Below are 25,728 nucleotides of genomic sequence, written 5' to 3' on the forward strand. Positions count from 1 at the left end.
ACCGCCAACACCGTGATGCCTTTCGGGCCGCCCACGCGGCGCGCGGCCGTGCTTTCGCCGATTTCATCCAGGCATTCTTTCCGCGCCGCCCCTGACCGCAGGTCCCCCCGCCGGTCTGGCCGGAAGCAAGGCCCACCCCCGAACCCCTTGCACTGGTCAAGCGCATCGGGGCTGCGGGGGCGGCGCTGTGCGGGGTCAGTCGGTGATCGGTTCCAGCAACTGTTCCAGTTTGGCCCGCAGGTGTTCGTGCTGGCTGGGCAGTTTCAGGGCCTCGCCCAAATGGGCGGTGTCCTCGTCACGGTCAAAGCCGGGCTCGTTCGTGGCGACCTCGAACAGCACACCGCCGGGCGTGCGGAAATAGATCGCCCAGAAATAATCGCGGTCGATGACTGGCGTTACCTGGTACCCGGTGTCCAACAGCGCCTTGCGCACCTCTAGCTGCTTGTCCCGGTTGTCGACGGAAAAGGCGATGTGGTGGACGCTGCCCGCCCCCTGATCGGCGCGCGGGGCCTCGGTCCGGGTGATGTCGATGATATTGGCGGCGTTGCCGCCGGGCACATGAAACCGCGTGGTGCCGCCCTGCGTGTCGCCCTGTTCATAGCCCATGAAGCGCAGCAATTCGGCGCTGGCGTCGGCGTCACGCGGGGTCAGGCGCATGTCGGCGGAATGAAACCCGCGGAGTGCCACGTCTTGCGGAACATCGTCGGTTGCCCAAGGGGTGCGGCTGTCCTCACCCTCGATCAGGGCAAAGCCGTCGCCGTCCGGGCCGCGAAACATCAGCCGGTTTTCACCCAGACGAGTCGCGCTTTCCAACCCGCCAACGCCGTGATCCGCCAGCCGCTTTTCCCAAAAGGGCAGGGCGCCCCGGGGCACGGTAAAGGCGGTGGTGGCAACCTCGCCGGTGCCCGAACGGCCACGGCGCGCGTTGTGGAACGGGAAATAGGTCATGACCGTCCCGGGCGTGCCCAATTCGTCGCCGTAATACAGGTGATAGACGTCGGGCGCGTCAAAGTTCACGGTTTTCTTGACCCGTCGCAGGCCAAGCGCCTTGGTAAAGAAGGCATTGTTTTCCTGCGCGCCGCTGGCGATCGAGGTGACGTGGTGCAGGCCGTTGATCTGGTTCAGCATGGGGTGTCTCCTTTGCTTTGATCCTTGATATAGTGCGCTTTGGTGCAAAGAAATCCCGGTTGTCGCGCGGGTTTGGTGCGCATTTGCACAAAAAAGCGCCCCCGATTGGGGACGCTTGCAGGCCCTTCAGGGCCATGTCGCGAAAGCGATATCAGACGAAGAATTGCGCGCCGTTGGCCGAGATCGTCGAGCCGTTGATGAAACCGGCATCGTCCGAAGCAAGGAAAGCCACGCAGCGTGCGATTTCCTCGGGCTCGCCCAGGCGGCCAGCGGGGATGCCTGCCACGATGGAATCGCGGACCTTTTCCGGGATCGCCATGACCATTTCGGTCGCGATGTAGCCGGGGCAGATGGCGTTGGCGGTGATGCCTGCGCGCGCGCCTTCCTGGGCCAGCGACTTGATGATGCCCAGATCGCCCGCCTTGGTCGCGGCATAGTTCACCTGCGCGAACTGGCCCTTTTGACCGTTGATCGAGGAAATCACGATGACGCGGCCGAACTTGCGTTCACGCATGCCGGGCCAAACCGGGTGCACGGTGTTGAAAACGCCGGTCAGGTTGGTGTCGATCACTTCTTTCCACTGCTCGGGGGTCATCTTGTGGAAGGGGGCGTCGCGGGTGATGCCGGCGTTGGCGACAACCACGTCGATCGGGCCCAGATCGGCCTCGACCTGGGCGATGCCGGCCTTGGACGAATCGTAGTCGGCCACGTTCCACTTGTAGGTTTTGATGCCGGTTTCGGCGGTGAACTTGGCCGCGGCCTCGTCATTGCCTGCATAGGTCGCTGCGACCTCATAGCCTTCGGCCTTCAGGCGTTTTGAAATGGCTTCGCCGATACCGCGGCTGCCGCCGGTGACTAGTGCAACTCGTGCCATGGGATGTCCTCCAGTTTATCAAATCTTAGGTAAGGTTATTATCTTGGGGGTAATTGACGCGCAACATTATTGCGCTATCAGCCCGTCGATATTTTGTGGGCCAAGAAAAAGGGGCGCACAGCGGCGCCCCTTTGCATGACCCGTGGGGCGCCGATTACGGACGCTCCACGCACAGGGCTACGCCCATGCCGCCGCCGATGCACAGCGTGGCAAGGCCCTTCTTGGCGCCGCGGCGCTTCATTTCGAACAGCAGGGTGTTCAGGACGCGCGCGCCCGAGGCACCGATGGGGTGACCGATGGCGATGGCGCCGCCGTTGACGTTCACGATGGCCGGATCCCAGCCCATTTCCTTGTTCACGGCGCAGGCCTGCGCGGCAAAGGCTTCGTTCGCTTCGACCAGGTCCAGATCGCCAACCGACCAGCCGGCCTTGTCCAGTGCCTTGCGCGACGCATAGATCGGGCCGACGCCCATGATCTTGGGGTCCAGACCGGCGGTGGCATAGGATGCGATGCGCGCCAGCGGCTCGATCCCGCGCTTTTCGGCGTTTTCGGCGGACATCAGCAGCACACCGGCCGCGCCGTCGTTCAGGCCCGAGGCGTTGGCCGCCGTGACCGAACCGTCCTTGGTGAAGGCGGGGCGCAGTTTCTGCATGGCTTCCATGGTGGCGCCGTGACGGATGTATTCATCCTTGTCGACCACGATGTCGCCTTTGCGGGTCTTGATGGTGTAGGCGATCACTTCGTCGTCGAACTTGCCGGCCTTCTGGGCGGCCTCGGCCTTGTTCTGGCTGGCGACGGCGAATTCATCCTGCATGTCGCGGGTGATCTGCCACTGGTCGGCCACGTTTTCGGCAGTCTGACCCATGTGGTAGCCGTTGAAGGCATCCCACAGGCCGTCGCGGATCATGGTGTCGATGTAAGACACATCGCCCATCTTGTGCCCGGCGCGCAGGTGTGCGGCGTGGGGCGACAGGGTCATGTTTTCCTGGCCACCGGCGCAGATGATGTCGGCATCGCCCAGCTGAATGTGCTGTGCGCCCAGGGCGACGGCACGCAGGCCCGACCCGCAAACCTGGTTAAGGCTCCACGCGGCCGATTCGATCGGCAGACCGGCGTTGATGTGGGCCTGACGGGCGGGGTTCTGACCCTGCGCAGCGGTCAGCACCTGGCCAAGGATGGTTTCCGAAACCTCGGATTTGTCGATGCCGGCGCGGGCAACCAGTGCTTCGAGCACGGCAGCGCCAAGATCATGAGCGGGGGTATTGGCAAACGAGCCACCGAAACTACCGACGGCCGTACGGGCGGCGCTAGCGATTACGACATTGGTCATGTGATTTCCTCCAGCCAAGCGAGTATGCGAAGGCATACAGTGATTCCACAAGCGTGGGAACCTCAGCATTTTCGCGTTATGGGCGAGGAGTTATCGCATTCTGCGACGCAGCGTAAGCGGACGATCTGTCTCAGGCCGGGTCAGGCGTGGCGACGCTGGTTTTCCTGGCGCCAGGCGGGGCGGACCGTCGGCGCGGCAAAGTAATACCCTTGAAGGCAATCGATCCCCAGTTGGGTCAGGCAGGCGGCGTCGGCGGCGTTTTCGACGCGTTCGGCCACGGTGAACATGTCGAATTGTTCGGCGATGGACTGCATTGCGGCAACCAGCACCTGGTTGTCGGGGTCCGAGGCGATGTTGCTGGTAAACTGGCCGTCCAGTTTTAGAATGTCAAAGCTGAAGTCCTTGAAGTGGCGCAGCGCCGTGAATCCTGCCCCGAAATCGTCCATGGCAAAGGAAATGCCCTTGGTCTGAAGGTCGCGCATGAAGGTGACGACAAGTTCGGGCACCATCATGGCCGAGGTTTCCGTGATCTCCAGGATCAGCCGTTCGGCCACCGTGGGGTCGCCATTCAGCCCGCGCGTCAGGGTCCGCATCCATTTCTTGTAGCCGATCGACCGCGCGGACATGTTGATGGACAGCCGCAGGTCAGGCACGCGGGACAGTTCGGCAATGCCCTTTTCCAACGAAATGCAATCCAGAAGCCGGCCGTATTCCGTATCCTCGACCGTGGTGATGAACTCGGCCGCGGGGATCACCCGGCCGGTTTCGTCCAGCACGCGGATCAGCCCCTCGTAAAAGGCGACGCGACCGGGGTCGCTGGCTTGAACGACCGGCTGAAAGGCCAGCATGGTCTGGCGATGTTCGATCGCACGGCGTACCATGTCCATGGTATTTGCATCCCGTTGTCTGATGGCGTGATCAAGGGCATTCAAAGGCCCCCGGTCGATGGTTTCAAACTGCCTGTTTTCCCGAGCCACGTTCGTCTCCGTCAAAGCTGCTGTGTCTGTTTTGCGCCTCAGGTTTTAAACAGTTCTTAATGTGCGAATTTGACACAACTGATCATGACCTTCACGGCTGCTTGACTCCGCCCGCGCAGCCCGTATAAGCGCGGCTTCATTGGTGTTGGTGGCCCCCGCAAGGGGATGCCTGTCGACCTGGCAAAATCCAGGGAGAGGACAACGCCCTTCGAAACCGCATACGAAGGAGATCAGCCGTGACCAAACGCACCGCTGCCAAGTACAAAATTGACCGCCGGATGGGTGAAAACATCTGGGGTCGTCCGAAATCCCCCGTCAACCGTCGTGAATACGGCCCCGGCCAGCACGGTCAGCGCCGCAAGGGCAAGATGTCCGACTTTGGCCTGCAGCTGCGCGCCAAGCAGAAGCTGAAGGGTTACTACGGCGACCTGACCGAAAAGCAGTTCAAGCGCATCTACACCGAAGCCGCCCGTGTGAAGGGTGACACCGGCGAGAACCTGATCGGCCTGCTCGAGCGCCGCCTGGACGCCGTCGTCTACCGTGCCAAGTTCGTGCCGACCGTCTTCGCTGCGCGTCAGTTCGTGAACCACGGCCACGTTCTGGTGAACGGCAAGCGGGTGAACATCCCCTCGTACCGCGTCAAGGAAGGCGACGTCATCGAAGTGCGCGAAAAGTCGCGTCAGATGGTTGCCCTGCTCGAAGCTGTCCAGCTGGCCGAGCGTGACGTCCCCGATTACATCGAGGCCGACCACTCCAAGATGACCGCGACCTTCGTTCGCGCGCCCGGTCTGGCCGATGTGCCCTACCCGGTCGTGATGGAACCGAACCTCGTGATCGAATACTACGCTCAGAACTAAGTTCGGCGTTTACCGAATTTGCGAAGGCCGTCCTCTTGGGGCGGCCTTTTGCTTTGGCGCCCCGTGGCGGCGGTTGTGGCAGGCCGGCAGGAAACGGCCGGGCAAAGAAAAAGCCGCGTCCTTGCGGGACGCGGCCTTTGCCTTGGGAATTTCAGTGCCGGTCAGAGATACAGCGTGTCGCGCAAGACGTAACGGGCGATATCCTGACGCTTTAGCCCCATTGCCGCCAGCTGGTCGTCCGTCTTGGCGTTCAGCCGCTCCATCTCGCGCAGGCGCGGGTTTGCTTCGGCAATTGCGGCCAGAGCATTCAGGATCCGCGAGCCAAGGCCGGCCAGCGGAGAGGTGGTGGGGGCTGCCGTGTAGGGGGCGTTGATATGTGCCATTTTGTGCCTCGTTTTACCTATTGGGTCAGTATCTGATACCCAATTTATGCCGCAGCGCAGCATCAAGCTATGCCCTTTATCGAATAGCCGCCCTTTGCAAAATGCATAGGTAACATAGGGTTAACCAAAAAGACCGAGGCGACCGTCAGGCCGCCCCGGCTGGCTGCTGCAAATACTGGTTACTCGGGTTCAATAAAGCCGACTGCGCCCAATCCTGGCGCGGGCCTTGCGGTCACACTCACAAGACCAGCGATACCGCAGATGCATGACGGTTTTACGACGCCGCGCCTGACAGCGGATGCCGTGACAGGACATGGAACATGCCATCGGGATCCTCTCCGCACAGGCTCAGGGCATCCAGGACAAAAGGCCGGGGCAGCAGCGGTTGCAGAACGGGCAGCAAGGCGGCCTCGCATTGTTTCGCCGCAGCCCGGGGCAGGCGGTCGGTCAGGGTCATGTGGAACTTGAATTCGTCCAGAACAAAGGGATAGCCCCAGCGCTGCAAAAGCGCCTCTTGTGCCGGGGTCAGCGGCCTGCCGCGCCGACGCTCTTGTTCGCTGGCGGTCAGGGGCGCGCGGAACCGGTCAAAACTGGTCACCACCTGGGCGGCCAGCGCGTCCAGCGGGGCCGTGTCGCCGATGACGGTCAGGGCAAGAAAACGGCCAAGCCGGGTCAGCTCCAAACCTTGCAGCGAGACCGGCGGGGTTTGCGCGCAGAACTCGGCCAGCGCCTGGGTCAATGCCGTGACAGACGTGTCCCGGGCCAGTCGGAAAGGTGGTTTGATCGTGCCATGGAATCCGTATTTGCGTGGCGCCTTGGTCAATTCGCGCGCCGGGGCGGGCAGGGCATCGATCACCGGCGCGTCGGGCCGTTCGCCCGTGGCAAGGTTCCAGCCAAGCCAGGCGGCGCCGAAATCGGCCAGCGGCCCCTTTGGTGCGGTATGGAACAGGGCGTATCGGGCAAAGGGCATCGGCGCGACCTTGGCTTGGCATTCCTCCGCAGTGTGCCAGAAAATTCGTTATTGGCCAAGCTGTTGCAAGAGGTGCGCGGGGAGGCTGCGGAAAGCGGTCGGGGATCGGGCAAAAGATGGTGATCCCGGCAGGATTCGAACCTGCAACCTGCCCCTTAGGAGGGGGCTGCTCTATCCAGTTGAGCCACGGGACCGTCCGAAACTGCTCATAACGTGCTGGCCGGGGCTTGTCATCCCGCAACTCACCTTGCGCCCCGCTGCGTTTGCGGTAACGATTGTCCCAGCTTGAAAAGGATACTGCCCTTGTCCAACGACGATACCCGCCCGCTGACCCTTCGAGATGTGTCCGAAGCCTCTGGCGTTTCGGAAATGACCGTAAGCCGCGTTTTGCGAAACCGCGGCGATGTCAGCCAGGCAACGCGGGAAAAGGTCCTGGAGGCGGCCAAGGCGCTGGGGTATGTGCCCAACAAGATCGCCGGGGCGCTGGCCAGCCAGCGGGTGAACCTGGTCGCGGTCATCATCCCGTCCTTGCGCAACATGGTCTTTCCCGAGGTCATGTCCGGCATTTCCGCCGTTCTGGAGGAAACCGATCTGCAGCCCGTGGTGGGCGTCACTGACTATCTTCCCGAAAAGGAAGAAAGGGTGCTGTACGAAATGCTGTCCTGGCGGCCTTCGGGCGTGATCATCGCCGGGCTTGAGCATTCCGAGGCCTCGAAGGCGATGCTGAAAGCCAGCGGCATTCCGGTGGTCGAGATCATGGATACCGACGGTACGCCCATCGACAGCGCCGTGGGCATCAGCCACCGCCGCGCGGGCCGCGAAATGGCCAAGGCGATCCTCAAGCAGGGGTATCAGCGCATCGGCTTCATGGGCACCAAGATGCCGTTGGATCACCGGGCGCGCAAACGGTTCGAAGGCTTTACCGAGGCGCTGGCCAAGGAAGGTGTCGAAATCGCGGATCAGGAATTCTATTCGGGCGGGTCGGCGCTGGCCAAGGGGCGCGAGTTGACGCGCGCCATGCTCAAACGCGACCCCGAGCTGGATTTCCTGTATTATTCGAACGACATGATCGCTGCGGGCGGCATGTTGGAATTGCTGGACCAGGGCATCGACATTCCCGGACAGGTCGGAATCGCCGGGTTCAACGGGGTGGAACTGCTGCAAGGTCTGCCCCGGCAGCTTGCCACGATGGACGCCTGTCGGACCGAGATCGGCACAAAGGCGGCGCAGATCATCGCGGACCGCGTCGCGGGCGGCGCGGAGGCCACCGAAAAGGTGATCGAGCTGACGCCCAAGCTGTCCTTTGGCGATACCCTCAAACGGCGCTGAGGTGCGGCTGGAGAACGCACTGGCGCGGCGGCTTTTCCTGCACAAACACGCGCTGTCCGAGGCCCCGACCGGGCCGTCGAAAGGGGCGGATCTGCTGGAGTTGATCCAGCGGATCGGGTTTGTCCAGGTCGACAGCGTGCGCACGGTGGAACGGGCGCATCACATGATCCTGTTCGCGCGCCGGGCGTCTTACCGGCCTGCGCACCTTGACCCGGTGCTGGAGCCAGGCAAGGGGTTGTTCGAACACTGGACGCATGATGCCTCGGTCATTCCGACCGACTTTTACCCACATTGGCAGCTGCGTTTTGCCCGCGATCGCGACCGGATGCGGACGCGTTGGGAAAAGTGGCAGCGCAACGGGTTTGCCGAAAAGTTCGACGAAGTCCTTGGTCATATTCGCGACAACGGCGCCTGCGGGTCGGCGGATGTGGGCGGCGACGAAGAACGCAGTTCGGGCGGTTGGTGGGATTGGCATCCCTCGAAAACGGCGCTGGAATATCTGTGGCGCACCGGGGTGCTGTCGGTCGTGCGGCGCGACAGCTTTCGCAAGATCTATGACCTGACGGAACGGGTGATTGCCGCCGATCTTCTGCAACACCGGCCAGACGAGGCCGAGACGGTGGATTGGCTGTGCCGGCAGGCTCTGGATCGGCTGGGGTTTGGCACACCGGGCGAAATCGCGGCCTTCTGGGACACGCTGCGCCCCGCCGAGGTCAAGGCCTGGTCCGATGCGGCCCTGACCCAAGGCGAGATCGTCCCGATCGAGGTGCAGGGCGCGGATGGCACATGGCGCAAATGCATGAGTTTTCCCGATGTGCGGGAACAGGCGCTTGCCGCACCTGATCCAACCGGGCGGCTGCGGGTTCTGTCGCCCTTTGATCCGGCGCTGCGCGATCGCAAACGCGCCGAGCGGCTGTTCGGATTTCACTACCGGATCGAGATTTTCGTGCCCGCGCCAAAGCGGATCTATGGCTACTATGTCTTTCCCTTGCTGGAAGGGGATCGGCTGGTCGGGCGGATCGACATGACCGCGCATCGCGGTGACGGCGTGCTGGACATTACCGCCCTTTGGCCAGAACACGGCGTGCAATGGGGCGCAGGCCGTCAGGCGCGGCTTGAGGCCGAGTTGGCGCGCATGGCGCGGTTCACCGGGCTTGAGGGGCTGCGCTGGGCCGATGGGTGGCTGCGCGCACCGCGCTAGGGTCAAAGAACCTCGATCACCGATTTGTCGATCGACAGCACATAGCCGCGCCGCGCCACGTTCTTGACCAGCAGCGCGCTGACCAACTGGTTGCCCAGTCCGTCGCGCAGTCGTTTGATCCGCATCGCCCCGGCGCTTTCGTCGCAATCCACGTCACGTTTTCCGGATATCATCGCCTCGATCTGGGCGCCGGTCAGAATGTCGTCGTCCATCCGGGCTTCGGCCAGGACGGCAAGGGTTTCCATCAGCGCCTCGGTCAGTTTGAAGCCGGTCGAGTTGAGGTAGACGGTGTTTTCCTCGCGCGAGATGACCAGCGAATTCACCTCGATCCCCGACCGTTCGATCTGGGCCATGCGGCGGTTCAGGCCGACCAGCATGACAAGGAACACCAATGCCGCGACCAGCATGGCGGCAGCGAACAGAAGCAGGATGAAGATCACCATGCGATAGCTGGTCAGCGTATCGGCAAAGGTCGTCCCGCTTTGCGCCAGGATTTCCAACAGCTTGATTTCGGCCTGCGATGTCAGCGTATCGTTTTCGACAAAGATCCGCTCTACCCGCGCGTTAAAGGCGTTGGCGTCGGGAAGGGTCAGCATCAGCACCGTGCCGACCAGCACGAACAGCATGACGATGGCCGCGATTCCCACGGTGACGATGCGGGCGCCAGAGCGGCGGGTATCAGTAACGGAGATAGTAGTCACCGGCATTGGCCTTCATCTTTGCGCTGGGCGTGGTTTCGGACAGGCCAAGCACGTTCAGCAAGACCCAGCCCCCGGCGGACAGGCGATCCTGTGCCATGCTGGCGGCCTGAGAGCCAGAGGGGCAGCTGCCGCCTATGGCCAGAATGCCATAGTGCAGGCGCAGCGGGCTGTCCTGCTTGGCCTTGTATTCCACGAAGCAATCGGCCTGGGCGGCGGCTGGCAGGGCCAGCATCGCGAGGGCGATCAGAAGGGGGGCGAATGTGTTTTTCATGTTTGTCACGTTGCGCCGAGCAGGGCGGAAATTCAATAACCATGGGGTTTTGACGCGGTGTTATTCGATAGCCCGCGGCCGTTATTGCCTGAATTTGCGCATCGCTCGCAGGGTTGATGCAGGGACGCCTGACCTTCTGGCGCCTTGGACCCAAACCCTTTTGGAGGAAAGACTCATGTCTGCCAAATTCATTACCGGTGTTCTCGCCGTTGCTGCCACCATCGCCGCCTTTTCCGCCCTGCCTGCCCGGGCCGACAACAGCGAAAAGATCGCCAAGGTCGTCGCCGGGGTGGCCACCCTTTATATCGCGGGCCGTCTGATCGAAGAGCTGGCCGACAACAAGGTTACCCAGGTGCACGGCCCCGGCGGGCGCAACGGCTATGATGGCCGCCGCTATGGCGGTAACGACGGGCGCTATGGCGATCGCGGAGGACGCTGGGACAAGCCGCGCCACCGCAAGACGGTGCCGGCCCATTGTGTGCGCCGTGTCCAGATGCGCCACACCAACTATGTGCTGTCCAGCTACTGCTTGCGTCAAAGCCATGTTTCCCTGCGCCAGCTGCCGCAGCGCTGCCAAGTCAACTGGCGCACCAACCGCGGTCCGCGCAGCGGTTATGCGCTGAGCTGTCTCAAGCGCAACGGATACCAGATCGCGCGCAGCCGCTGAGCGGGCGCCAGAGCCGGCAGGCAGGCCGGACCGACCCGAGCAGTGACAGGCAAAAGGGCCCCGCGATCCGGGGCCCTTTTCACGTGTCGCGTCAGGGCTGCTTATGGACAGGGGCGGGCAGAGTGACTATCTGGGCAGTCATGGCCAAGAAACCCAAAAGCTCTGACCCGAATTACAAGGTGATCGCCGAAAACCGGCGCGCGCGCTTTGACTATGCCATCGAGGACGATATCGAATGCGGCATCATCCTGACCGGCTCCGAGGTCAAATCACTGCGCGAGAACGCCTCGAACATCGCCGAAAGCTATGCGGCGGTGGAAGAGGGCGAATTGTGGTTGGTGAACTCGTATATCGCGCCCTACGAACGCGCGATGTTCAAGCACGAGGAACGCCGTCGTCGCAAGCTGCTGGTGTCGAAAAAGGAACTGTCGCGGCTGTGGAATGAAACCCAGCGCAAGGGCATGACGCTGGTGCCGCTGGTGCTGTATTTCAACCACAAGGGCATCGTGAAGATCAAGCTGGGCATCGCCAAGGGCAAGAAGAACCACGACAAGCGCGAAACCGAGGCCAAGCGCGACTGGGGTCGCCAGAAACAGCGTCTGCTCAAGCAGAACTGACGGGGAGAAACGCCCCGAGTTTCCCTTGGTACGGCCAAGGTAAGCCTGTCACCTTGCGTCCTGCCCGACTTGGGCAGGAGTGAGGGAGAAACGCGAATGGAATTGATTATTGGTCTGCTGTCCGGCGCCGTTGGTGGCAACGTTGCTGGTGGATTGCTGAAGAAATTCGATCAGGGAACGCTGATCAACTCGCTTGCCGGGATCGTCGGTGGCGGCCTTGGCGGCACGATCCTTGGCATGCTGGGTGCCCCGGACATGGCGGGTGCCGCAGGCGAAGCGGGCGGTCTGGACCTGGGCGCGATCATCGGCCAGGTGGCTGGCGGCGGCGTTGGCGGCGGCGCATTGCTGGCGATTGTCGGCATGGTGCGCAACGCGATGGGCAAATAAGCCAAAAACAGCAGGGCGCGACCTTTGGAAACGGGGCGCGCCCTTGCCAGTGTGCGCAACCGGCACTAAGGACGGGGTGTCTTTTCAACGCCCCGGGGGGAAGCCCATGGCCATGGATGATCCCAAGACGCTGGTCTCGACCGAATGGCTGGCGCGCCACCTGAAAGATCCCGATCTGCGCATCCTCGATGCCAGTTGGTACATGCCTGCGATGGGGCGCGACCCCAAGGCCGAATATGACGCCGTTCATATTCCCGGCGCACGCTTTTTCGATATCGACGAAATCTCCGATGCCCGGTCCGAGCTGCCGCATATGGCGCCGACGGTTGAAAAATTCATGTCGCGGATGCGCGCGATGGGCGTCGGTGACGGCCATCAGATCGTGGTCTATGACGGCATGGGCCTGTTTTCGGCGGCGCGCGTCTGGTGGACCTTCAAGCTGATGGGCAAGGACGATGTCGCGGTGCTGGACGGGGGCCTGCCGAAATGGGTCGCCGAGGGCCGCGAGGTCGAGGACCTGCCGCCCATGGTACGCGACCGCCACATGACTGTGCAGCGTCAGGCGCATCTGGTGCGAGATGTCACGCAGGTGTCTGCCGCCTCCAAGCTGCGCGATACGGAAATCATCGACGCCCGCTCTGCCGCCCGGTTCCGGGGCGAAGCGCCCGAGCCGCGCGAAGGGCTGCGCAGCGGGCATATTCCCGGGTCGCGGAACGTGCCTTTCGATACCTTGCTGAACGCCGATGGCACGATGAAGGCCCCTGACACCCTGCGCGCGATCTTCGAGGGCGCCGGGGTCGACCTGTCGAAACCCGCGATCACCACATGTGGATCGGGCGTGACCGCCGCGATCCTCAGCCTTGCCCTGCAGCGCATCGGCAAGAGCGACCATTCCCTTTATGACGGAAGCTGGAGCGAATGGGGGCAGTTCCCCACGCTTCCCGTCGCCACCACAGAGGACTGACCGATGTTCGAGACCCTCAAGGAACAACCCGCAGACAAGATCCTGATGCTGATGCAGGCCTTCAAGGAAGACCCGCGCGAGGACAAGATCGACCTGGGCGTGGGTGTCTACAAGGATGCGACCGGCAACACGCCGGTGATGCGGGCGATCAAGGCCGCGGAAAAGCAGCTGTGGGAGGTCGAGACAACCAAGGCCTATACCGGGCTGGCGGGTGATCCGGCCTATGGCGACGCAATGATCGCGCTGGTTCTGGGCGACGCGGTGCCGCGCGCCAACGTGGCGGCGGCGGCAACGCCGGGCGGCACCGGTGCGGTGCGCCAGGCCTTTGACATGATCAAGATGGCCAATCCTGCGGCGCGGGTCTTTGTGTCCGATCCGACCTGGCCGAACCACCTGTCGATCCTCAAGCACATGCAGATCGAAACGGTCATGTACCGCTATTTCGACAATGAAACGCGCGGCGTGGATTTCGACGGCATGATGGCTGATCTTGATCAGGTGCGCGCGGGCGACGTGGTGCTGGTGCATGGCTGCTGCCACAATCCGACGGGCGCCAACCTGAACATGGGCCAGTGGAAAGAACTGGTGGCTCTGCTGCTGAAAAAGGGCGCGACCCCGATGGTCGACATCGCCTATCAGGGCTTTGGTGACGGGCTTGAGGAAGACGCGCAGGCGGTGCGACTGATCGCCAAGTCCTGCCCCGAGGTCCTGATCGCGGCGTCCTGTTCCAAGAACTTCGGCATCTACCGCGAACGCACCGGCCTGCTGATGGCGGTGTCGAACGATGCGTCGCGGCAGAAGATGAACCAGGGCACGCTGAACTACCTGAACCGTCAGAACTTCAGCTTTCCGCCGGATCACGGTGCGCGTCTGGTGACCATGGTGCTGACCGATCCGGCGCTGCGCGCCGACTGGATGGCCGAGCTGGAAGAGGTGCGCAATTCCATGCTGGGCCTGCGTGAGCAGCTGGCCTCGGAATTGCAGCGCCTGTCCGGGTCGGATCGCTTTGGCTTTATCGCGCAGCACCGCGGCATGTTCTCGCGGTTGGGCACCACGCCCGAGTTGGTGGAAAAGCTGCGCGCCGATCATGGCATCTATATGGTCGGCGATTCGCGCCTGAACATCGCGGGCCTGAACAAGACGACTGTGCCGATTCTGGCGGCGGCGATCATCAAAGCCGGCATCTGAGGGGGACGGGGAAAACCCGCCCTACGTGATAACGAAAGGCGGCGCCTGTGCGGGCGTCGCATTTTTTGAGTATTTTTGCCAAGAAGAAGGGGTTAGCCGTGTTCGGCGCGGCTGTCTTTGGGGGCCTGATCCCGGTCGGTGGGTCCGTAGTCGCGCAGCACATGGCAGACCTTGAGCCTGTAGTCGGCAAACAGCCCTGCGCGCCCCTTTGACTGGGCGTTGCGGTGCGCGGCCAGCTTGCGCCAGCGCGCGACGGCGGCCTCGTCCTCGAAAAAGCTGATCGACAGCAGTTTGTCCGGGTTGGTCAGGCTCTGGAAGCGCTCCACGCTGATGAACCCTTCGACCTCTTGGACAAGCGGCCGCATCTGCGCGGCGATGTCCAGGTAGGCGTCCTTGCGGCCCTGTGCGGGAATGACTTCGAAGATGATGGCGATCATGGGGTCCTCCTTTGGGGCAGGGTGGCGTGCCACCAGATCAGGCGCAAGCGTCTGCGGTTTCCATTTGCCTGAAATATCCCGGGGGAGTCACGCGCTTGCGCGGGGCGGGGGCAGAGCCCCCTTGCCGGTGCCGCCCCCCCCTTGCGGCGTCAGGATGTGGCGCAGCAGGGCAACGGGGTGTGCGCGCAGGGACAGGCGCAGGGCGACGTAATCTTCGACCACCTCTTCACCGAGGGTCATCAGGGGCAGGTTCGCCGGGGCCTCGGCAATTGCTTCGCCATCCAGGTCGCGGGCGAACAGCGGCAGTTCGGGGCCGTTGGTCAGGGCCTTTGCTTCCCACAGGGCGGCGCGGCGGTTCAGGCCAAGGGCGGCAAAGGCGTCTGATTCGGCCAGCCGGGTGATCAGTTTCGGCCCCAGCCCGGCGCGGCGCCAGACGTCGCGGACCGTTTGATAGCCATTGCCGCGCGCGGCGCAAATCCAGTTGGCGTCCTCTTCGCTCAGGCCTTTGATCTGGCGGAACCCCAGCCGCAGGGCAAGGCGGCCATCGTCGTCGGGTTCCATCCGGTTGTCCCAGAGGCTGGCGTTGATGCAGACCGGGCGCACGGTTACCCCATGTTCGCGCGCGTCGCGGACGATCTGGGCCGGGGCGTAAAAGCCCATGGGCTGCGCGTTCAGCAGGGCGCAGGCAAAGATGCCGGGGTGGTGGAACTTGATCCAGGCGCTGGCATAGACCAGCAGGGCAAAGCTGGCGGCATGGCTTTCGGGAAAGCCGTATGAGCCAAAGCCCTCGATCTGGGAAAAGCAGCGTTCGGCGAATTCCTGATCATAGCCGTTGCGGGCCATGCCTTTCAGAAAGCGCGCGCGGAATTCGGACACGTTGCCGTGTTTCTTGAAGGTGGCAAGGCTGCGACGCAGGCGGTCGGCTTCTTCGGGGCTGAAGCCGGCGCCGATGATGGCAATCTGCATGGCCTGTTCCTGGAACAGCGGCACGCCCAGGGTCTTGCCCAGGACCTTACCCAATTCGTCCGAGGGGAATTGCACCTGTTCCTCGCCGTTGCGGCGGCGGATGTAGGGGTGGACCATGTCGCCCTGGATGGGGCCGGGGCGGATGATGGCGACCTCGATCACCAGGTCGTAGAAACAGCGCGGCTTCATGCGCGGCAGAAAGTTCATCTGCGCGCGGGATTCGACCTGAAAGACGCCGATGGTGTCGGCGCGGCACATCATGTCGTAGACGCGCGCATCCTCGGGCGGCAGCGTCGCAAGGCTGTGTTTCGCGCCGTGGTGTTGCGCCATCAGGTCAAAGGCCTTGCGGATGCAGGTCAACATACCAAGGCTGAGCACATCGACCTTGAGGATGCCAAGCGCGTCGATGTCGTCCTTGTCCCAGCAGATGACGGTGCGTTCGGCCATGCTGGCGTTTTCGATGGGCACCAGTTCGTCCAGCCGCCCTTCGGTGATGATGAACCCGCCGACGTGCTGCGACAGGTGGCGGGGAAAGCCGATGATTTCGTGGATCATCTCCATGGTCAGGCGCAGCTGATGGTCCTCGGGGTCAAGGCCGATCTCGCGCATGCGCTGCGCCTCGAGCCCATTGGACGAAAAGAACCCCCAAAGCTGCGAGGACAGAGCGCCGATGGTGTCCTGGGACAGGCCCATGGCGCGGCCGACCTCGCGGATGGCGCGTTTGCCGCGATAGTGGATGACGGTGGCGCAGAGCCCCGCGCGGTGGCGGCCGTAGCGGTCATAGATGTGCTGGATCACCTCTTCGCGGCGTTCGTGTTCGAAATCGACGTCGATGTCGGGCGGCTCGTCCCGCGCCTCGCTGACAAAGCGTTCAAAGACCATGGTGCCGATTTCGGGGCTGACCGAGGTGACGCCAAGGGCGTAGCAGACCACCGAATTGGCGGCGCTGCCACGGCCCTGGCACAGGATGTCGCGCGACCGGGCAAAGGCGACGATATCGCGGACGGTCAGAAAGTAGGGTTCATAGTTCAGCTTGCCGATCAGGGTCAGCTCGTGCTCCAGCATGGCGCGGACCTTGTCGGGCGCGCCCTGGGGGTAGCGCCATTGCAGGCCCTTGTGGGCGAGGCGGGCAAGACGCTGGGCCGCGGTTTCCCCCTGCGCGATCTCGGAGGGGTATTCGTAGCGCAGTTCCGACAGATCGAACCGGCAACTGTCCGCCAGGTCGGCAGCCCGGGTCACGGCGCCCTGGTGTCGGCCAAGGATGCCGCGCATTTCCACCTCGGAGCGCAGGCGCTGTTCGCCATTGGCCAGCGCGGCGCGGCCAAGGTCACCGACGCGCTGGCCGGTGCGAATGGCGGTCAACACATCGGCAAGGCGGCGGCGGCGGCCATGGTGCATGCGTGGCCCCGCCGTCGCGACGGTGGGAAGGCCCAGGGTGTCCGCCAGTCGGGCCAGCCGGTCAAAGCGGTCGCTGTCCTGTCCGTCGTACTCCGGAGCAAGAGCAAGGTGGATATCCCCGGCATAGCGGCGCGACAGCTGTTGCGCCTGCGTCAGCCACGGGTCCGCGCCGGGCGGCAGCGATGGCGCTTGTGGCGACGGGTGCAGGATCAGCCGGAGCCCTGACGCGTCGGGCGGCAGATCCGAAAGGCCGATGTCGCATTGCCCTTTGGGGGCGCCAAGCCGCCCCTTCGAGATCAACCGGCAAAGGGTGGCCCAGCCAGACCGGGTGGCGGCAAGCGCGGTGATCTCGATCCCTTCGCGCAGGCACAGGCGTGCGGCGGGGACCAGCCGCGGGACATTGCGGATATGAAGCGAGGGCGGTTTGGGCAGGTGCTTGGGCGCCGGCGGACCGATAGGGCCATCGCACGACTCGGCGCGGGTGCGCTCGGCGATCTGGTGCTTGATCTCTTTCGCCCGGGTGTGGGCGCGGACGATCCCGGCAACCGAATTCACGTCCGCGATGGCGATGGCCGACAGCCCCAGAAACGCGGCGCGCTCCATGTACTCCTCGGGGTGGGAGGCCCCGGTGAGGAAGGTGAAGTTGGAGGTGATGCAAAGCTCGGCGAACATGCGGGGGAGTTTATGTTCGCATTTTGTTCTTTTCGAGTCTCTTGTGCTTCTTCTTGGTGAAAATACTCAAAATGTCCCGCTGTTGGCCAAGGTCATCGCCATTTGAGTATTTGGACCAAGAAGAAGCTGCTAGGCGCGTCTATGCGGGGCGGCGACGGCGGCAAGGCCGAGAATCAGCCCTGACACCGTGGCGATCATTCCGGCGGCCGAGACCGAGGCGGTGGCGCCGAGCCAGAGAGGGCCGTAGCCTGCGAGGACATAGCCGAGGATGGCCGAAGCAGCGGCGAAGGCGAGGGACCAGGCGATCTGGTGTTCCAGTCGGTTGGTCATCAGGCGCGCGGCGGCGGGGGGGCAGATGAACATGGCGATCACGATGATCGAGCCGACCGCATCAAAGGCGGCGACGGCGGCCAGCGCGGCCATGGCGACGATGCCTAGGCCGATCAGCGTGGTGGGCAGGCCCAGCGAGCGGGCAAAGCCTTCGTCGAAGGTGGTCAGCTTCATCGGGCGCCAGAGGGCCGCGATGGTGAGGGCGATGGCGGCAAAGGTGGCGGCCATGCGCAGCAGTTCGGGGGGCAGCAGCGCAAGCGCGGTCGGGTCGGTCAGCGAGGACCAGCCCTGCGCGTCGATCCAGATCAGGCTTTCGAGGTTGCCATAAAGGGCGTGTTCGACATCGAGGTGCACCGAGGAAGTGTCGGATTGTTCCAGCAGCAGCACGCCGCCTGCGAACATGGCGGTAAAGACCACGCCCATGGCGGCGCCGGGTTCGACCCGGCCAAAGCGGCGGATCGCCTCGATCAGCAGGACGGCGATCAGGGCGGCGGCGGCGGCGCCCAGCATCATCGGCGCGGTGGTGACGGCGCCGGTGATCAGGAAGGCCACAACGATGCCGGGCAGGACCACGTGGCTGATGGCGTCGCCGATCAGGGCCTGACGGCGCAGCAGCAGGAAGTTTCCCGGCAGGGCGCAGGCCATGGCGGCCAGCGTGCCGATAACCATGGGCGGAAGCGACAGGGCGACGAATTCATATCCCATCACGTGGCCCTTTCGCTGCGGCGGGCGTTTCGGCGGTGGCGCAGCGCGCCCGCGATCACTCCGCGCGACGGCGCGAGCAGCAGCGAGACGGTGAACAGCGCCGTGGACACCAGCACGATGATCGGGCCGGTGGGCAGGTCGGGGGCGGTGGCCGAGAGCGCGGCGCCGGTGTGGCCTGACAGCCCGCCAAAGGCGCCGGACAGCAGGACGACTCGGGTGGCGTTGTCGGACCAGAAGCGGGCAGCGGCGGCGGGGATGATCAGCAGCGCAACGATCAGGATCAGCCCGACGATTTTCAGTCCCACGACGGTGACAGCAAGGACCAGCGTCATCAGGGCCAGGTCAAGCCGGTAGGTGTTGATCCCCTGCACCTGGGCAAAGCCTTCGTCGAAGGCGGTGATCAGCAGCGGGCGGCGCAGCAGCCAGACCGCCAGAAGGACCAGCACGCCGCCGGCGGCGATCAGCAGGGCGTCGCTGCGCAGCATCCCGGCGGTCGATCCCAGCAGGAAACTGTCAAGCCCCGCCTGCCGCCCGGCGGTCATGGTCTGGATCACCGTCAGCAGCACGATACCAAAGCCGAAGAAGACCGAGAGTACCGCGCCGATGGCCGCGTCTTCGCGCAGTCTTGTGCGGCGGGTCAGCCAGCCGACGACCAGCAGCCCGACCCAAGCCGAAGCGGCGGATCCGGCCAGCAATCCGGGCAGAGAACGGCCCTCGCCGCCCAAGGCCACGAGCACGAGGAAAGCCAAGGCCAGGCCGGGCAGGGTGGAATGGCTGACCGCATCAGAGACAAGCGAGCGTTTGCGCAGGTAGAGGAAGGCCCCGACAACCCCCGCCGCGATGCCAAGCGCGGTTGAGCCAAGCGCCACAAGCACGGCGTTGTAGCCCAGTTGCAGGGTCAGGGCGTCCAGCAGCATGCTCAGGCCTTCAGTAGCACGCGGCCGCCATAGGCGGCGTCGAGGGTCTGTTGGGTAAAGGCGGTTTCCACCGGGCCTTCGGCGATGCGGGCACGGTTGATCAGGAAAACGCGGTCGAAATAGTCCTGCACGGTGGACAGGTCGTGGTGCACGGCGACGACGGTGCGGCCTTCGTCGCGCAGGGATTTCAGGACGGCGATGATCGCGGCCTCGGTCGCGGCATCGACCCCGGCAAAGGGTTCGTCGAGCAGGTAGAGGTCAGCGCCCTGCGCGAGGGCGCGGGCCAGAAACACGCGCTGTTGCTGGCCGCCGGACAGCTGGCCGATCTGGCGGCTGGCAAAGTCCTGCATGCCGACGCGTTCAAGGCAGGCCTGCGCCTGCGCGCGGTGCGGGGCGCGGATGCGGCGCAGCAGGCCAAGCTGATGGTAGAGGCCCATCATCACCACGTCGATCACTCGGGTCGGGAAATCCCAGTCAACGCTGGCGCGCTGGGGCACATAGGCGATGCGCTGGCGCTGGGTGTCGATGGGTTGGCCCCAGGCTGTGGCCTGGCCGCCAAGCGGTTTCACGAGGCCAAGCGCGGCCTTGAGCAGGGTCGATTTGCCGGCGCCGTTGGGGCCGATGATCGCCGTCATGGTGGCCTGTGGCACGGTCATGTCGATGTCGCGCACCACCGGGTCCGCGTCATAGGCGACGGTCAGGTGGCGCAGGGCAAAGGGGCTGGTGGACAGGGCGCTTTGTCCGGCCTCCTGGGTCATGTCGCGCGGACTCATGTCAGCCACCGGCGTTCAGTTTGCCGGACATGCCGCCATTGGGCACATCGGCGCCAAGGGCGGCGGCGATGGTGGTCACGTTGTGATCGAACATGCCAACATAGGTGCCTTCGTAGGTGCCGGGCTGGCCCATGGCGTCAGAGAACAGCTCGCCCCCGATCTGAACGCTATGGCCGCGCGCGGCGGCGCCCTCGATCAGAGCGCGGATGTTGCGATCAGAGACCGAGCTTTCGACAAAGGCGGCGCTGATCTGACGGTCGACCAGCAGATCGACCAATGCGCCGATGCGTTGCAGGCCTGCCTCGGATTCGGTGGAGATGCCCTGAATGCCTTCGACCTGGAAATCGTATTCGCGGCCAAAATAGCCAAAGGCGTCGTGGGCGGTGACCAGCACGCGCGCCTCGGGCGGGAGTTTGGCAAGGGTTTCGGTGGCATAGACGTGCAGCGCGTCCAGCTGCGCCAGATAGGCGTCGGCATTGGCGGCAAAGCGCGCGGCATCGTCCGGGCGCTGTTCGCTCAGGGCGTCGCGGGTGCCTACGACCGCGTGACGCCAGAGGCGCGGGGCCATCCAGACGTGCGGGTCGGCGCGGCCTTCGTACTGGCTGTGGGTCAGGCGCAGGTCTGGGGGCAGGGTTTCGGCCACGGCGCGGGTGGGAACACGGCGCGACAGGCCCTGCAGGAATTCCTCAAGCTGGGCTTCGAGATACAGGCCGTTCCACAGCACCAGATCGGCGCGGGTCATCGCGACGATGTCGGACCGGGTCTGGCGATAGCCGTGCGGATCGACGCCGGGGCCCATCAGGGCGCGCACCTCGACCAGATCACCGCCCACAGCGCGGGCGGCGTCGGCGATCATGCCGGTGGTGGCCACCACGTTCAGCGGTGTGGCGGCAAATGCGGGGCGGGCCAGCAGGGGGCTGGCCAGCAGCCCGGTCAGAATATGGCGGCGGTTCGGGTTCACGAATGGACTCCTTCTCTGGGTGTATATGCGAGTCATTCTCAGAAGGTCAATGCTTTTGCGAATTATTCGCATGTAAGATTGGGGGTGGCGCGGGGAATGCTCGTGATTTGTGCAAGTTCCCTGCGGTCACGGGGTTTTGCGGCGGCTTGTAATCCCGTCTGCGCGGGGCCACTCTGTATCCCTGATCAGACGCAGCCGCAGGGAGGACAGGATGATCACGTCCGAAAAGGCAGCCACGGGCAGCGTGCAGCTTCCGCAGGTGCACGAGGCGCGCAATCCGGGGATGGAGTTGGACATGGACTGGGTGATGCACGCCCGGGCCAATCGGTCTGCCATCGAACGGCGCGCGGCGACGCTGCCGGGGCGGCGCAGCGTCAAGAAGGATTTTCAAGCGGCGTGGTTGGCGCGGGCGGTGTCCTGCATCGACCTGACGACGCTGGCGGGCGATGACACGCCGGGGCGCGTGGCACGGCTGTGCGCCAAGGCGCGCCAGCCAGTGCGCGCCGACCTGCTGGAGGCGCTGGGCCTTGAGGGGCTGAACGTCGGTGCGGTCTGCGTCTATCACGACATGATCGCGCCTGCGGTGGCGGCGCTGGACGGGTCGGGCATTCCGGTGGCGGCGGTATCCACCGGGTTTCCGGCGGGGTTGTCGCCCTTTCACCTGCGGCTGGCCGAGATAGAGGAAAGCGTCAAGGCAGGCGCGGCCGAGATCGACATCGTGATTTCCCGCCGGTTGGTTCTGACCGGGGATTGGCAGGGGCTGTACAATGAAATGCGGGCGTTCCGCGCCGCCTGCGGCGAGGCCCATGTCAAGGCGATCCTGGCCACCGGCGAATTGGGCACCTTGCAGAACGTGGCACGGGCGTCGCTGGTGTGCATGATGGCGGGGGCTGATTTCATCAAGACCTCGACCGGCAAGGAAAGCGTGAATGCCACGCTGCCGGTGTCGCTGGTGATGATCCGGGCGATCCGCGAGTACCATCAGCGGACGGGGTTCCGGGTGGGGTACAAACCCGCCGGCGGTATTTCCAAAGCCAAGGATTCGCTGAACTACCTTGCGCTGATCAAGGAAGAGCTGGGGGATCGCTGGCTGCGGCCCGACCTGTTCCGCTTTGGCGCGTCGTCGCTGCTGGGCGATATCGAGCGGCAGTTGGAACATCACGTCACCGGGGCTTATTCGGCATCGTGGCGGCACGCGGCTGGATAAGCCCGGATTTGCGATTTTTGAAAGAGACAAAGCCATGAGCGTCAAGGACATCTTCGAAAGCATGGATTATGGTCCCTCGCCCGAGGGCGCAGGCGATGCGCTGGCCTGGCTGGTGGATCAGGGCAGCCGGTTCGGGCATTTCATCGACGGCGGTTATACCGCGCCGGGGGCGGGGTTCGACAGTCGCAATCCGGCAACGGGCGAGGTGCTGGCGACGCTGACGCAGGCCACGCAAGGCGACGTGGACGCGGCGGTGGCGGCGGCGCGAAAGGCGCAGCCGGGTTGGGAAAAGCTGGGCGGCAAGGGGCGCGCGCGCTATCTGTACGCCCTGGCGCGCCTTTTGCAGAAACATTCGCGGCTGTTCGCGGTGCTTGAGACGCTGGACAACGGCAAGCCGATCCGCGAATCGCGCGACATAGACATCCCCCTGGCGCAGCGGCATTTCTATTATCACGCCGGGATGGCCCAGCTGATGGGAAGCGAAATGCCGGATCGCGCTGCGCTGGGCGTGTGTGGGCAGATCATTCCGTGGAATTTCCCGCTGTTGATGCTGGCGTGGAAGGTCGCGCCTGCGCTGGCGACGGGCAACACGGTGGTGTTGAAACCGGCGGAGTGGACATCGCTGACGGCGCTGTTGTTCGCCGATATCTGCCGTCAGGCGGGGCTGCCCAAAGGCGTGGTGAACATCGTCACCGGCGACGGCGCGGTCGGCGAGATGATCGTTGCGGCGCAGGTCGACAAGATCGCCTTTACCGGCAGCACCGAGGTCGGGCGCAAGATCCGCGCCGCCACGGCGGGCAGCGGCAAGGCGCTGACGCTCGAACTGGGCGGCAAGTCGCCCTACATCGTGTTCGAGGATGCGGATATCGATTCGACCATCGAAGGGCTGGTCGACGCCATCTGGTTCAATCAGGGGCAAGTCTGCTGCGCCGGGTCGCGCCTGCTGGTGCAGGAGGGGATCGCAGAGAGGTTCCATGACCGCCTTCGCACACGCATGGACAAGCTGCGCATTGGTGATCCGTTGGACAAATGCATCGACGTCGGCGCCATCGTGGACCCGGTCCAGCGCGACCGGATCGTGGAACTGGTCGCGGGCAGCGAGGGCGAGATTTATCAGGCGCAATGCGCCCTGCCGAACGGCTGTTTCTATCCGCCGACGCTGATTTCCGGGCTCTCGCAGGCCTCGCATCTGATGCAAGAAGAAATCTTTGGCCCGGTGCTGGTGTCGACCACCTTCCGCACTCCGGATGAGGCGGTGCAACTGGCGAACAACACGCGCTATGGCCTCGCGGCCTCGGTCTGGTCCGAGAACATCAACACGGCGCTGGATGTCGCACCGAAACTGGCGGCGGGCGTGGTCTGGGTGAACGGCACCAACATGTTTGACGCGGCGGCGGGCTTTGGCGGCGTGCGCGAAAGCGGCTTTGGGCGCGAAGGCGGCTGGGAAGGGCTGGCCGCCTATACCAAGGACGCGGGCAAGGGCAAACCGATCAAATCCGTGGTCCCGTTCGCCGGGGACGAGAGCGAGCCGCAACCGGTGGACCGGACGGCCAAGCTGTACATCGGCGGCAAGCAGACGCGCCCGGACGGCGGCTATGCCCGCAATGTCTTTGACAAGCGCGGCAAGCTGATCGGGCAGGCGCCCATCGGCAGCCGCAAGGATATCCGCAACGCTGTCGAGGCGGCGCGCGGGGCGTCGGGCTGGACCAATGCCACAGCGCATCTGCGGGCGCAGGTGCTGTATTTCATCGCTGAAAACCTGGCAGCGCGCGGCGATGAGTTTGCCGCGCAGATCGACCGGATGACCGGCGGCAAGACAGGCGCGAAAGAGGTCGAGGCCTCGGTCGATCGGCTGTTCACCTATGCCGCCTGGGCGGACAAGTTCGACGGCGATGTGCGCAGCGTACCGATGCGCGGCGTGGCCCTGGCGATGCGCGAGGCCTGCGGCGTGATCGGGGCGTTCTGCGCCGATGATCTGCCGTTGCTGGGGCTGGTGTCGGTCATGGCCCCGGCGATTGCCATGGGCAACCGTGTGGTGCTGGTGGCGTCCGAGCCGTTTCCGCTGGTGGCGACGGATTTCTATCAGGTGCTGGACACCTCGGACGTACCGGGGGGCGTGGTCAACATCGTGACCGGATCGCACGCGGAACTGGCCCCGACGCTGGCGGCGCATGCGGATGTCGAGGCGGTCTGGTCATTCTCGTCGTCGGATCTGTCCGGGGTGATCGAACAGGGCGCGGCGGGCAACCTGAAACGGACCTGGGTCAATCACGGCATGGCGCGCGACTGGATGGGGCCAGAGGGCGAGGGCCGCGCGTTTCTGGACGCCGCGACCGAGGTCAAGACGGTCTGGGTGCCCTACGGCGCCTGAGCGGAGTACGGGGCACAGCCCCGCCTTACGGGCATTTTGCGCCCTGTCGGCGGGCGGTTCCGGCCGGGTAGGCGGCGGTCCGCTGGCCTGCGCCCGTTTGAAGCAGCGCCGCAAATCCGGGCTGGTCACTGGCCGAAACCCGCTTCATAAGCGCCGAAACGTTGAGAAATGGCGTCCGGGGTGTTATCTTTGACACGTGGCCCGGCGTCGGGGCCGTTGATGCGGCGCGAATTGTCAAGGAGGACACTGTCCTGACACCGAATGCAGGTGCGGTCGATGCCGCAAATACCGGAGCCCCGATGACGGACGCATCCCGGATCAACGCGACCAGCGATCAGATTCTGGCCGCCGTTATTGAAAGTCTTAATGAAAACAAGGCCGAAGACATCGTGCAGATTGATCTGCGCGGCAAGACGTCTGTCTGCGATCACATGGTGATCTGTTCGGGGCGCTCGTCCCGTCAGGTCTCGGCCCTGGCTGAAAAACTGGTGGAAGTGCTGAAATCCGACTGCGGCGTCTATGCCAAGATCGAAGGCAAGGAAACCGGCGACTGGGTGCTGATCGACAGCGGTGACGTGGTTGTCCATGTCTTCCGTCCGGAAGTGCGCGAGTTCTACCAGCTGGAAAAGATGTGGGTGCCGATGTCCCAGGGGATGGCGCCCAAGGGCGACTAGGTGCGCCTCCATCTATGCGTGGTGGGCCGCCTGCGGGCGGGGCCTGAACGCACGCTGATCGACGATTACATCAAACGATTCGACCGGACCGGGCGGGCGCTGAGCCTTGGCCCGGTGACGGTACACGAGGTCGACGACCGCAAGGGCGGCGGCATGGCGGCCGAGGCTGACCTGCTGCGCCGGGCGATCCCGGCGGGGGCCAAGCTGTGCTGTCTGGACGAACGCGGCAAGCTGATGACATCGCCGCAGTTCGCGGACTGGATGGCACAGGTGCGCGACGATGGGGCGGGTGATCTGGCCTTTGTTATCGGCGGAGCGGACGGGATCGACCCGGGCCTGCGCGCCGAGGCGGACATGGCGCTGTCCTTTGGGCAGATGGTCTGGCCGCATATGCTGGTGCGGGTGATGCTGAGCGAGCAGCTGTACCGCGCGGCCAGCATTCTGGCGGGAAGTCCCTATCACAGGGTCTGAAA

Annotated in this window: 25 protein-coding genes, 1 tRNA gene and 1 pseudogene; 12 read left to right on the forward strand and 15 right to left on the reverse strand. The window is 64.3% G+C overall.

Annotated features, from left to right (window positions below):
* Positions 1-195: 195 nt before the first annotated feature.
* The 4 genes from QF118_RS04645 to QF118_RS04660 form a co-directional block, all read right to left on the reverse strand.
* The gene (locus QF118_RS04645) at positions 196-1,128 is read right to left on the reverse strand and encodes a VOC family protein (protein ID WP_282301481.1); all 933 of its coding nucleotides are present in this window, start codon (positions 1,126-1,128) and stop codon (positions 196-198) included.
* 151 nt (positions 1,129-1,279) lie between these two features.
* Entirely contained in the window at positions 1,280-2,002 is a 723-nt protein-coding gene (gene phbB / locus QF118_RS04650; protein ID WP_282301482.1) for an acetoacetyl-CoA reductase, read from the reverse strand.
* Positions 2,003-2,156: 154 nt separating this feature from the next.
* Complete coding sequence (locus QF118_RS04655) at positions 2,157-3,332, reverse strand: acetyl-CoA C-acetyltransferase (RefSeq protein ID WP_282301483.1); 1,176 nt, start codon at positions 3,330-3,332, stop codon at positions 2,157-2,159.
* A gap of 140 nt (positions 3,333-3,472) precedes the next feature.
* Positions 3,473-4,219, reverse strand: a complete 747-nt coding sequence (locus tag QF118_RS04660; RefSeq protein WP_282301484.1) for an EAL domain-containing protein — start codon at positions 4,217-4,219, stop codon at positions 3,473-3,475.
* Positions 4,220-4,545: 326 nt separating this feature from the next.
* On the opposite strand from QF118_RS04660, the gene rpsD reads away from it, so the two are divergent.
* Positions 4,546-5,166, forward strand: coding sequence for a 30S ribosomal protein S4 (gene rpsD, locus QF118_RS04665; protein ID WP_282301485.1), 621 nt, complete (start codon positions 4,546-4,548; stop codon positions 5,164-5,166).
* 161 nt (positions 5,167-5,327) lie between these two features.
* Here the strand turns inward: rpsD and QF118_RS04670 are convergent, their stop codons facing one another.
* From QF118_RS04670 to QF118_RS04680, 3 genes are all read right to left on the reverse strand, one after another.
* Positions 5,328-5,549 (reverse strand): DUF1127 domain-containing protein, encoded by a 222-nt coding sequence (locus QF118_RS04670; RefSeq protein ID WP_282301486.1) that lies wholly within the window; start codon positions 5,547-5,549, stop codon positions 5,328-5,330.
* Positions 5,550-5,823: 274 nt separating this feature from the next.
* Complete coding sequence (locus QF118_RS04675; protein WP_282301487.1) at positions 5,824-6,519, reverse strand: DUF1045 domain-containing protein; 696 nt, start codon at positions 6,517-6,519, stop codon at positions 5,824-5,826.
* Positions 6,520-6,636: 117 nt separating this feature from the next.
* Positions 6,637-6,713 (reverse strand) — tRNA-Arg (locus QF118_RS04680).
* Positions 6,714-6,822: 109 nt separating this feature from the next.
* Here QF118_RS04680 and QF118_RS04685 point away from each other — a divergent pair.
* Both QF118_RS04685 and QF118_RS04690 read left to right on the forward strand, forming a co-directional pair.
* Positions 6,823-7,848 carry a LacI family DNA-binding transcriptional regulator gene (locus QF118_RS04685; protein WP_282301488.1) on the forward strand — a complete coding sequence of 342 codons (1,026 nt, stop codon included), beginning with the start codon at positions 6,823-6,825 and terminating at the stop codon, positions 7,846-7,848.
* Between the two features lies 1 nt (position 7,849).
* The gene (locus QF118_RS04690; RefSeq protein WP_282301489.1) at positions 7,850-9,049 is read left to right on the forward strand and encodes a winged helix-turn-helix domain-containing protein; all 1,200 of its coding nucleotides are present in this window, start codon (positions 7,850-7,852) and stop codon (positions 9,047-9,049) included.
* 2 nt (positions 9,050-9,051) lie between these two features.
* On the opposite strand, the gene QF118_RS04695 is transcribed toward QF118_RS04690, so the two are convergent.
* Both QF118_RS04695 and QF118_RS04700 read right to left on the reverse strand, forming a co-directional pair.
* Complete coding sequence (locus QF118_RS04695; RefSeq protein ID WP_282301490.1) at positions 9,052-9,756, reverse strand: winged helix-turn-helix domain-containing protein; 705 nt, start codon at positions 9,754-9,756, stop codon at positions 9,052-9,054.
* Positions 9,728-10,021 carry a hypothetical protein gene (locus QF118_RS04700; RefSeq protein WP_282301491.1) on the reverse strand — a complete coding sequence of 98 codons (294 nt, stop codon included), beginning with the start codon at positions 10,019-10,021 and terminating at the stop codon, positions 9,728-9,730. The genes QF118_RS04695 and QF118_RS04700 overlap by 29 nt, the downstream gene beginning before the upstream one ends.
* A 175-nt stretch (positions 10,022-10,196) precedes the next feature.
* Here QF118_RS04700 and QF118_RS04705 point away from each other — a divergent pair, with 175 nt between their 5' ends.
* The 5 genes from QF118_RS04705 (at position 10,197) to QF118_RS04725 (ending at position 13,844) form a co-directional block, all read left to right on the forward strand.
* Positions 10,197-10,688, forward strand: a complete 492-nt coding sequence (locus QF118_RS04705) for a hypothetical protein (protein ID WP_282301492.1) — start codon at positions 10,197-10,199, stop codon at positions 10,686-10,688.
* A gap of 140 nt (positions 10,689-10,828) precedes the next feature.
* Entirely contained in the window at positions 10,829-11,305 is a 477-nt protein-coding gene (gene smpB / locus QF118_RS04710; protein WP_282302405.1) for an SsrA-binding protein SmpB, read from the forward strand.
* A 96-nt stretch (positions 11,306-11,401) separates the two neighbouring features.
* Positions 11,402-11,692: a hypothetical protein gene (locus QF118_RS04715; protein WP_282301493.1), complete on the forward strand. Its 291-nt coding sequence runs from the start codon at positions 11,402-11,404 to the stop codon at positions 11,690-11,692.
* 112 nt (positions 11,693-11,804) lie between these two features.
* Positions 11,805-12,656, forward strand: a complete 852-nt coding sequence (sseA, locus tag QF118_RS04720) for a 3-mercaptopyruvate sulfurtransferase (RefSeq protein ID WP_282302406.1) — start codon at positions 11,805-11,807, stop codon at positions 12,654-12,656.
* A gap of 3 nt (positions 12,657-12,659) precedes the next feature.
* Entirely contained in the window at positions 12,660-13,844 is a 1,185-nt protein-coding gene (locus QF118_RS04725) for an amino acid aminotransferase (protein ID WP_282301494.1), read from the forward strand.
* A gap of 92 nt (positions 13,845-13,936) precedes the next feature.
* Here the strand turns inward: QF118_RS04725 and QF118_RS04730 are convergent, their stop codons facing one another.
* From QF118_RS04730 to QF118_RS04755, 6 genes and pseudogenes are all read right to left on the reverse strand, one after another.
* A complete protein-coding gene (locus QF118_RS04730) occupies positions 13,937-14,281 on the reverse strand; it encodes an antibiotic biosynthesis monooxygenase family protein (protein ID WP_282301495.1) in 345 nt (114 codons plus the stop codon).
* A gap of 87 nt (positions 14,282-14,368) precedes the next feature.
* On the reverse strand, positions 14,369-17,317 hold the full coding sequence (locus tag QF118_RS04735; protein ID WP_282301496.1) for an error-prone DNA polymerase: 2,949 nt from the start codon (positions 17,315-17,317) through the stop codon (positions 14,369-14,371).
* 129 nt (positions 17,318-17,446) lie between these two features.
* The gene (locus tag QF118_RS04740) at positions 17,447-18,352 is read right to left on the reverse strand and encodes a metal ABC transporter permease (RefSeq protein WP_282301497.1); all 906 of its coding nucleotides are present in this window, start codon (positions 18,350-18,352) and stop codon (positions 17,447-17,449) included.
* A 17-nt stretch (positions 18,353-18,369) separates the two neighbouring features.
* A pseudogene (locus tag QF118_RS04745) lies at positions 18,370-19,269 on the reverse strand (metal ABC transporter permease); the annotation flags it as partial.
* 2 nt (positions 19,270-19,271) lie between these two features.
* Entirely contained in the window at positions 19,272-20,042 is a 771-nt protein-coding gene (locus QF118_RS04750) for a metal ABC transporter ATP-binding protein (protein WP_282302407.1), read from the reverse strand.
* Between the two features lies 1 nt (position 20,043).
* Positions 20,044-21,039 (reverse strand): metal ABC transporter solute-binding protein, Zn/Mn family, encoded by a 996-nt coding sequence (locus QF118_RS04755; RefSeq protein ID WP_394357073.1) that lies wholly within the window; start codon positions 21,037-21,039, stop codon positions 20,044-20,046.
* A 175-nt stretch (positions 21,040-21,214) separates the two neighbouring features.
* Between QF118_RS04755 and deoC the strand changes: the two genes are divergently transcribed.
* The 4 genes from deoC (at position 21,215) to rlmH (ending at position 25,726) form a co-directional block, all read left to right on the forward strand.
* A complete protein-coding gene (deoC, locus tag QF118_RS04760) occupies positions 21,215-22,210 on the forward strand; it encodes a deoxyribose-phosphate aldolase (protein ID WP_282301498.1) in 996 nt (331 codons plus the stop codon).
* Positions 22,211-22,244: 34 nt separating this feature from the next.
* Entirely contained in the window at positions 22,245-24,581 is a 2,337-nt protein-coding gene (locus QF118_RS04765) for an aldehyde dehydrogenase family protein (protein WP_282301499.1), read from the forward strand.
* A 299-nt stretch (positions 24,582-24,880) separates the two neighbouring features.
* Positions 24,881-25,255, forward strand: a complete 375-nt coding sequence (rsfS, locus tag QF118_RS04770; RefSeq protein WP_282301500.1) for a ribosome silencing factor — start codon at positions 24,881-24,883, stop codon at positions 25,253-25,255.
* Entirely contained in the window at positions 25,256-25,726 is a 471-nt protein-coding gene (gene rlmH / locus QF118_RS04775; RefSeq protein ID WP_282301501.1) for a 23S rRNA (pseudouridine(1915)-N(3))-methyltransferase RlmH, read from the forward strand. It begins immediately after the preceding gene.
* Positions 25,727-25,728: the final 2 nt, after the last annotated feature.

This window comes from Tropicibacter oceani (genome assembly GCF_029958925.1).
GTDB classification, from domain to species: domain Bacteria; phylum Pseudomonadota; class Alphaproteobacteria; order Rhodobacterales; family Rhodobacteraceae; genus Pacificoceanicola; species Pacificoceanicola oceani.

Excerpts from the sequence above, each read along its gene's own strand:
- QF118_RS04725 (WP_282301494.1), top strand. The coding sequence starts at position 12,660 with ATGTTCGAGACCCTCAAGGAACAACCCGCAGACAAGATCCTGATGCTG.
- QF118_RS04695 (WP_282301490.1), bottom strand. The coding sequence starts at position 9,756 with ATGCCGGTGACTACTATCTCCGTTACTGATACCCGCCGCTCTGGCGCC.
- QF118_RS04700 (WP_282301491.1), bottom strand. The coding sequence starts at position 10,021 with ATGAAAAACACATTCGCCCCCCTTCTGATCGCCCTCGCGATGCTGGCC.
- QF118_RS04730 (WP_282301495.1), bottom strand. The coding sequence starts at position 14,281 with ATGATCGCCATCATCTTCGAAGTCATTCCCGCACAGGGCCGCAAGGAC.
- QF118_RS04705 (WP_282301492.1), top strand. The coding sequence starts at position 10,197 with ATGTCTGCCAAATTCATTACCGGTGTTCTCGCCGTTGCTGCCACCATC.
- QF118_RS04735 (WP_282301496.1), bottom strand. The coding sequence starts at position 17,317 with ATGTTCGCCGAGCTTTGCATCACCTCCAACTTCACCTTCCTCACCGGG.
- smpB (WP_282302405.1), top strand. The coding sequence starts at position 10,829 with ATGGCCAAGAAACCCAAAAGCTCTGACCCGAATTACAAGGTGATCGCC.
- QF118_RS04655 (WP_282301483.1), bottom strand. The coding sequence starts at position 3,332 with ATGACCAATGTCGTAATCGCTAGCGCCGCCCGTACGGCCGTCGGTAGT.
- QF118_RS04645 (WP_282301481.1), bottom strand. The coding sequence starts at position 1,128 with ATGCTGAACCAGATCAACGGCCTGCACCACGTCACCTCGATCGCCAGC.
- sseA (WP_282302406.1), top strand. The coding sequence starts at position 11,805 with ATGGATGATCCCAAGACGCTGGTCTCGACCGAATGGCTGGCGCGCCAC.
- QF118_RS04670 (WP_282301486.1), bottom strand. The coding sequence starts at position 5,549 with ATGGCACATATCAACGCCCCCTACACGGCAGCCCCCACCACCTCTCCG.
- rsfS (WP_282301500.1), top strand. The coding sequence starts at position 24,881 with ATGACGGACGCATCCCGGATCAACGCGACCAGCGATCAGATTCTGGCC.
- QF118_RS04715 (WP_282301493.1), top strand. The coding sequence starts at position 11,402 with ATGGAATTGATTATTGGTCTGCTGTCCGGCGCCGTTGGTGGCAACGTT.
- QF118_RS04765 (WP_282301499.1), top strand. The coding sequence starts at position 22,245 with ATGAGCGTCAAGGACATCTTCGAAAGCATGGATTATGGTCCCTCGCCC.
- QF118_RS04755 (WP_394357073.1), bottom strand. The coding sequence starts at position 21,039 with ATGACTCGCATATACACCCAGAGAAGGAGTCCATTCGTGAACCCGAAC.
- QF118_RS04675 (WP_282301487.1), bottom strand. The coding sequence starts at position 6,519 with ATGCCCTTTGCCCGATACGCCCTGTTCCATACCGCACCAAAGGGGCCG.
- deoC (WP_282301498.1), top strand. The coding sequence starts at position 21,215 with ATGATCACGTCCGAAAAGGCAGCCACGGGCAGCGTGCAGCTTCCGCAG.
- QF118_RS04660 (WP_282301484.1), bottom strand. The coding sequence starts at position 4,219 with ATGGACATGGTACGCCGTGCGATCGAACATCGCCAGACCATGCTGGCC.
- phbB (WP_282301482.1), bottom strand. The coding sequence starts at position 2,002 with ATGGCACGAGTTGCACTAGTCACCGGCGGCAGCCGCGGTATCGGCGAA.
- QF118_RS04750 (WP_282302407.1), bottom strand. The coding sequence starts at position 20,042 with ATGAGTCCGCGCGACATGACCCAGGAGGCCGGACAAAGCGCCCTGTCC.
- QF118_RS04740 (WP_282301497.1), bottom strand. The coding sequence starts at position 18,352 with ATGGGATATGAATTCGTCGCCCTGTCGCTTCCGCCCATGGTTATCGGC.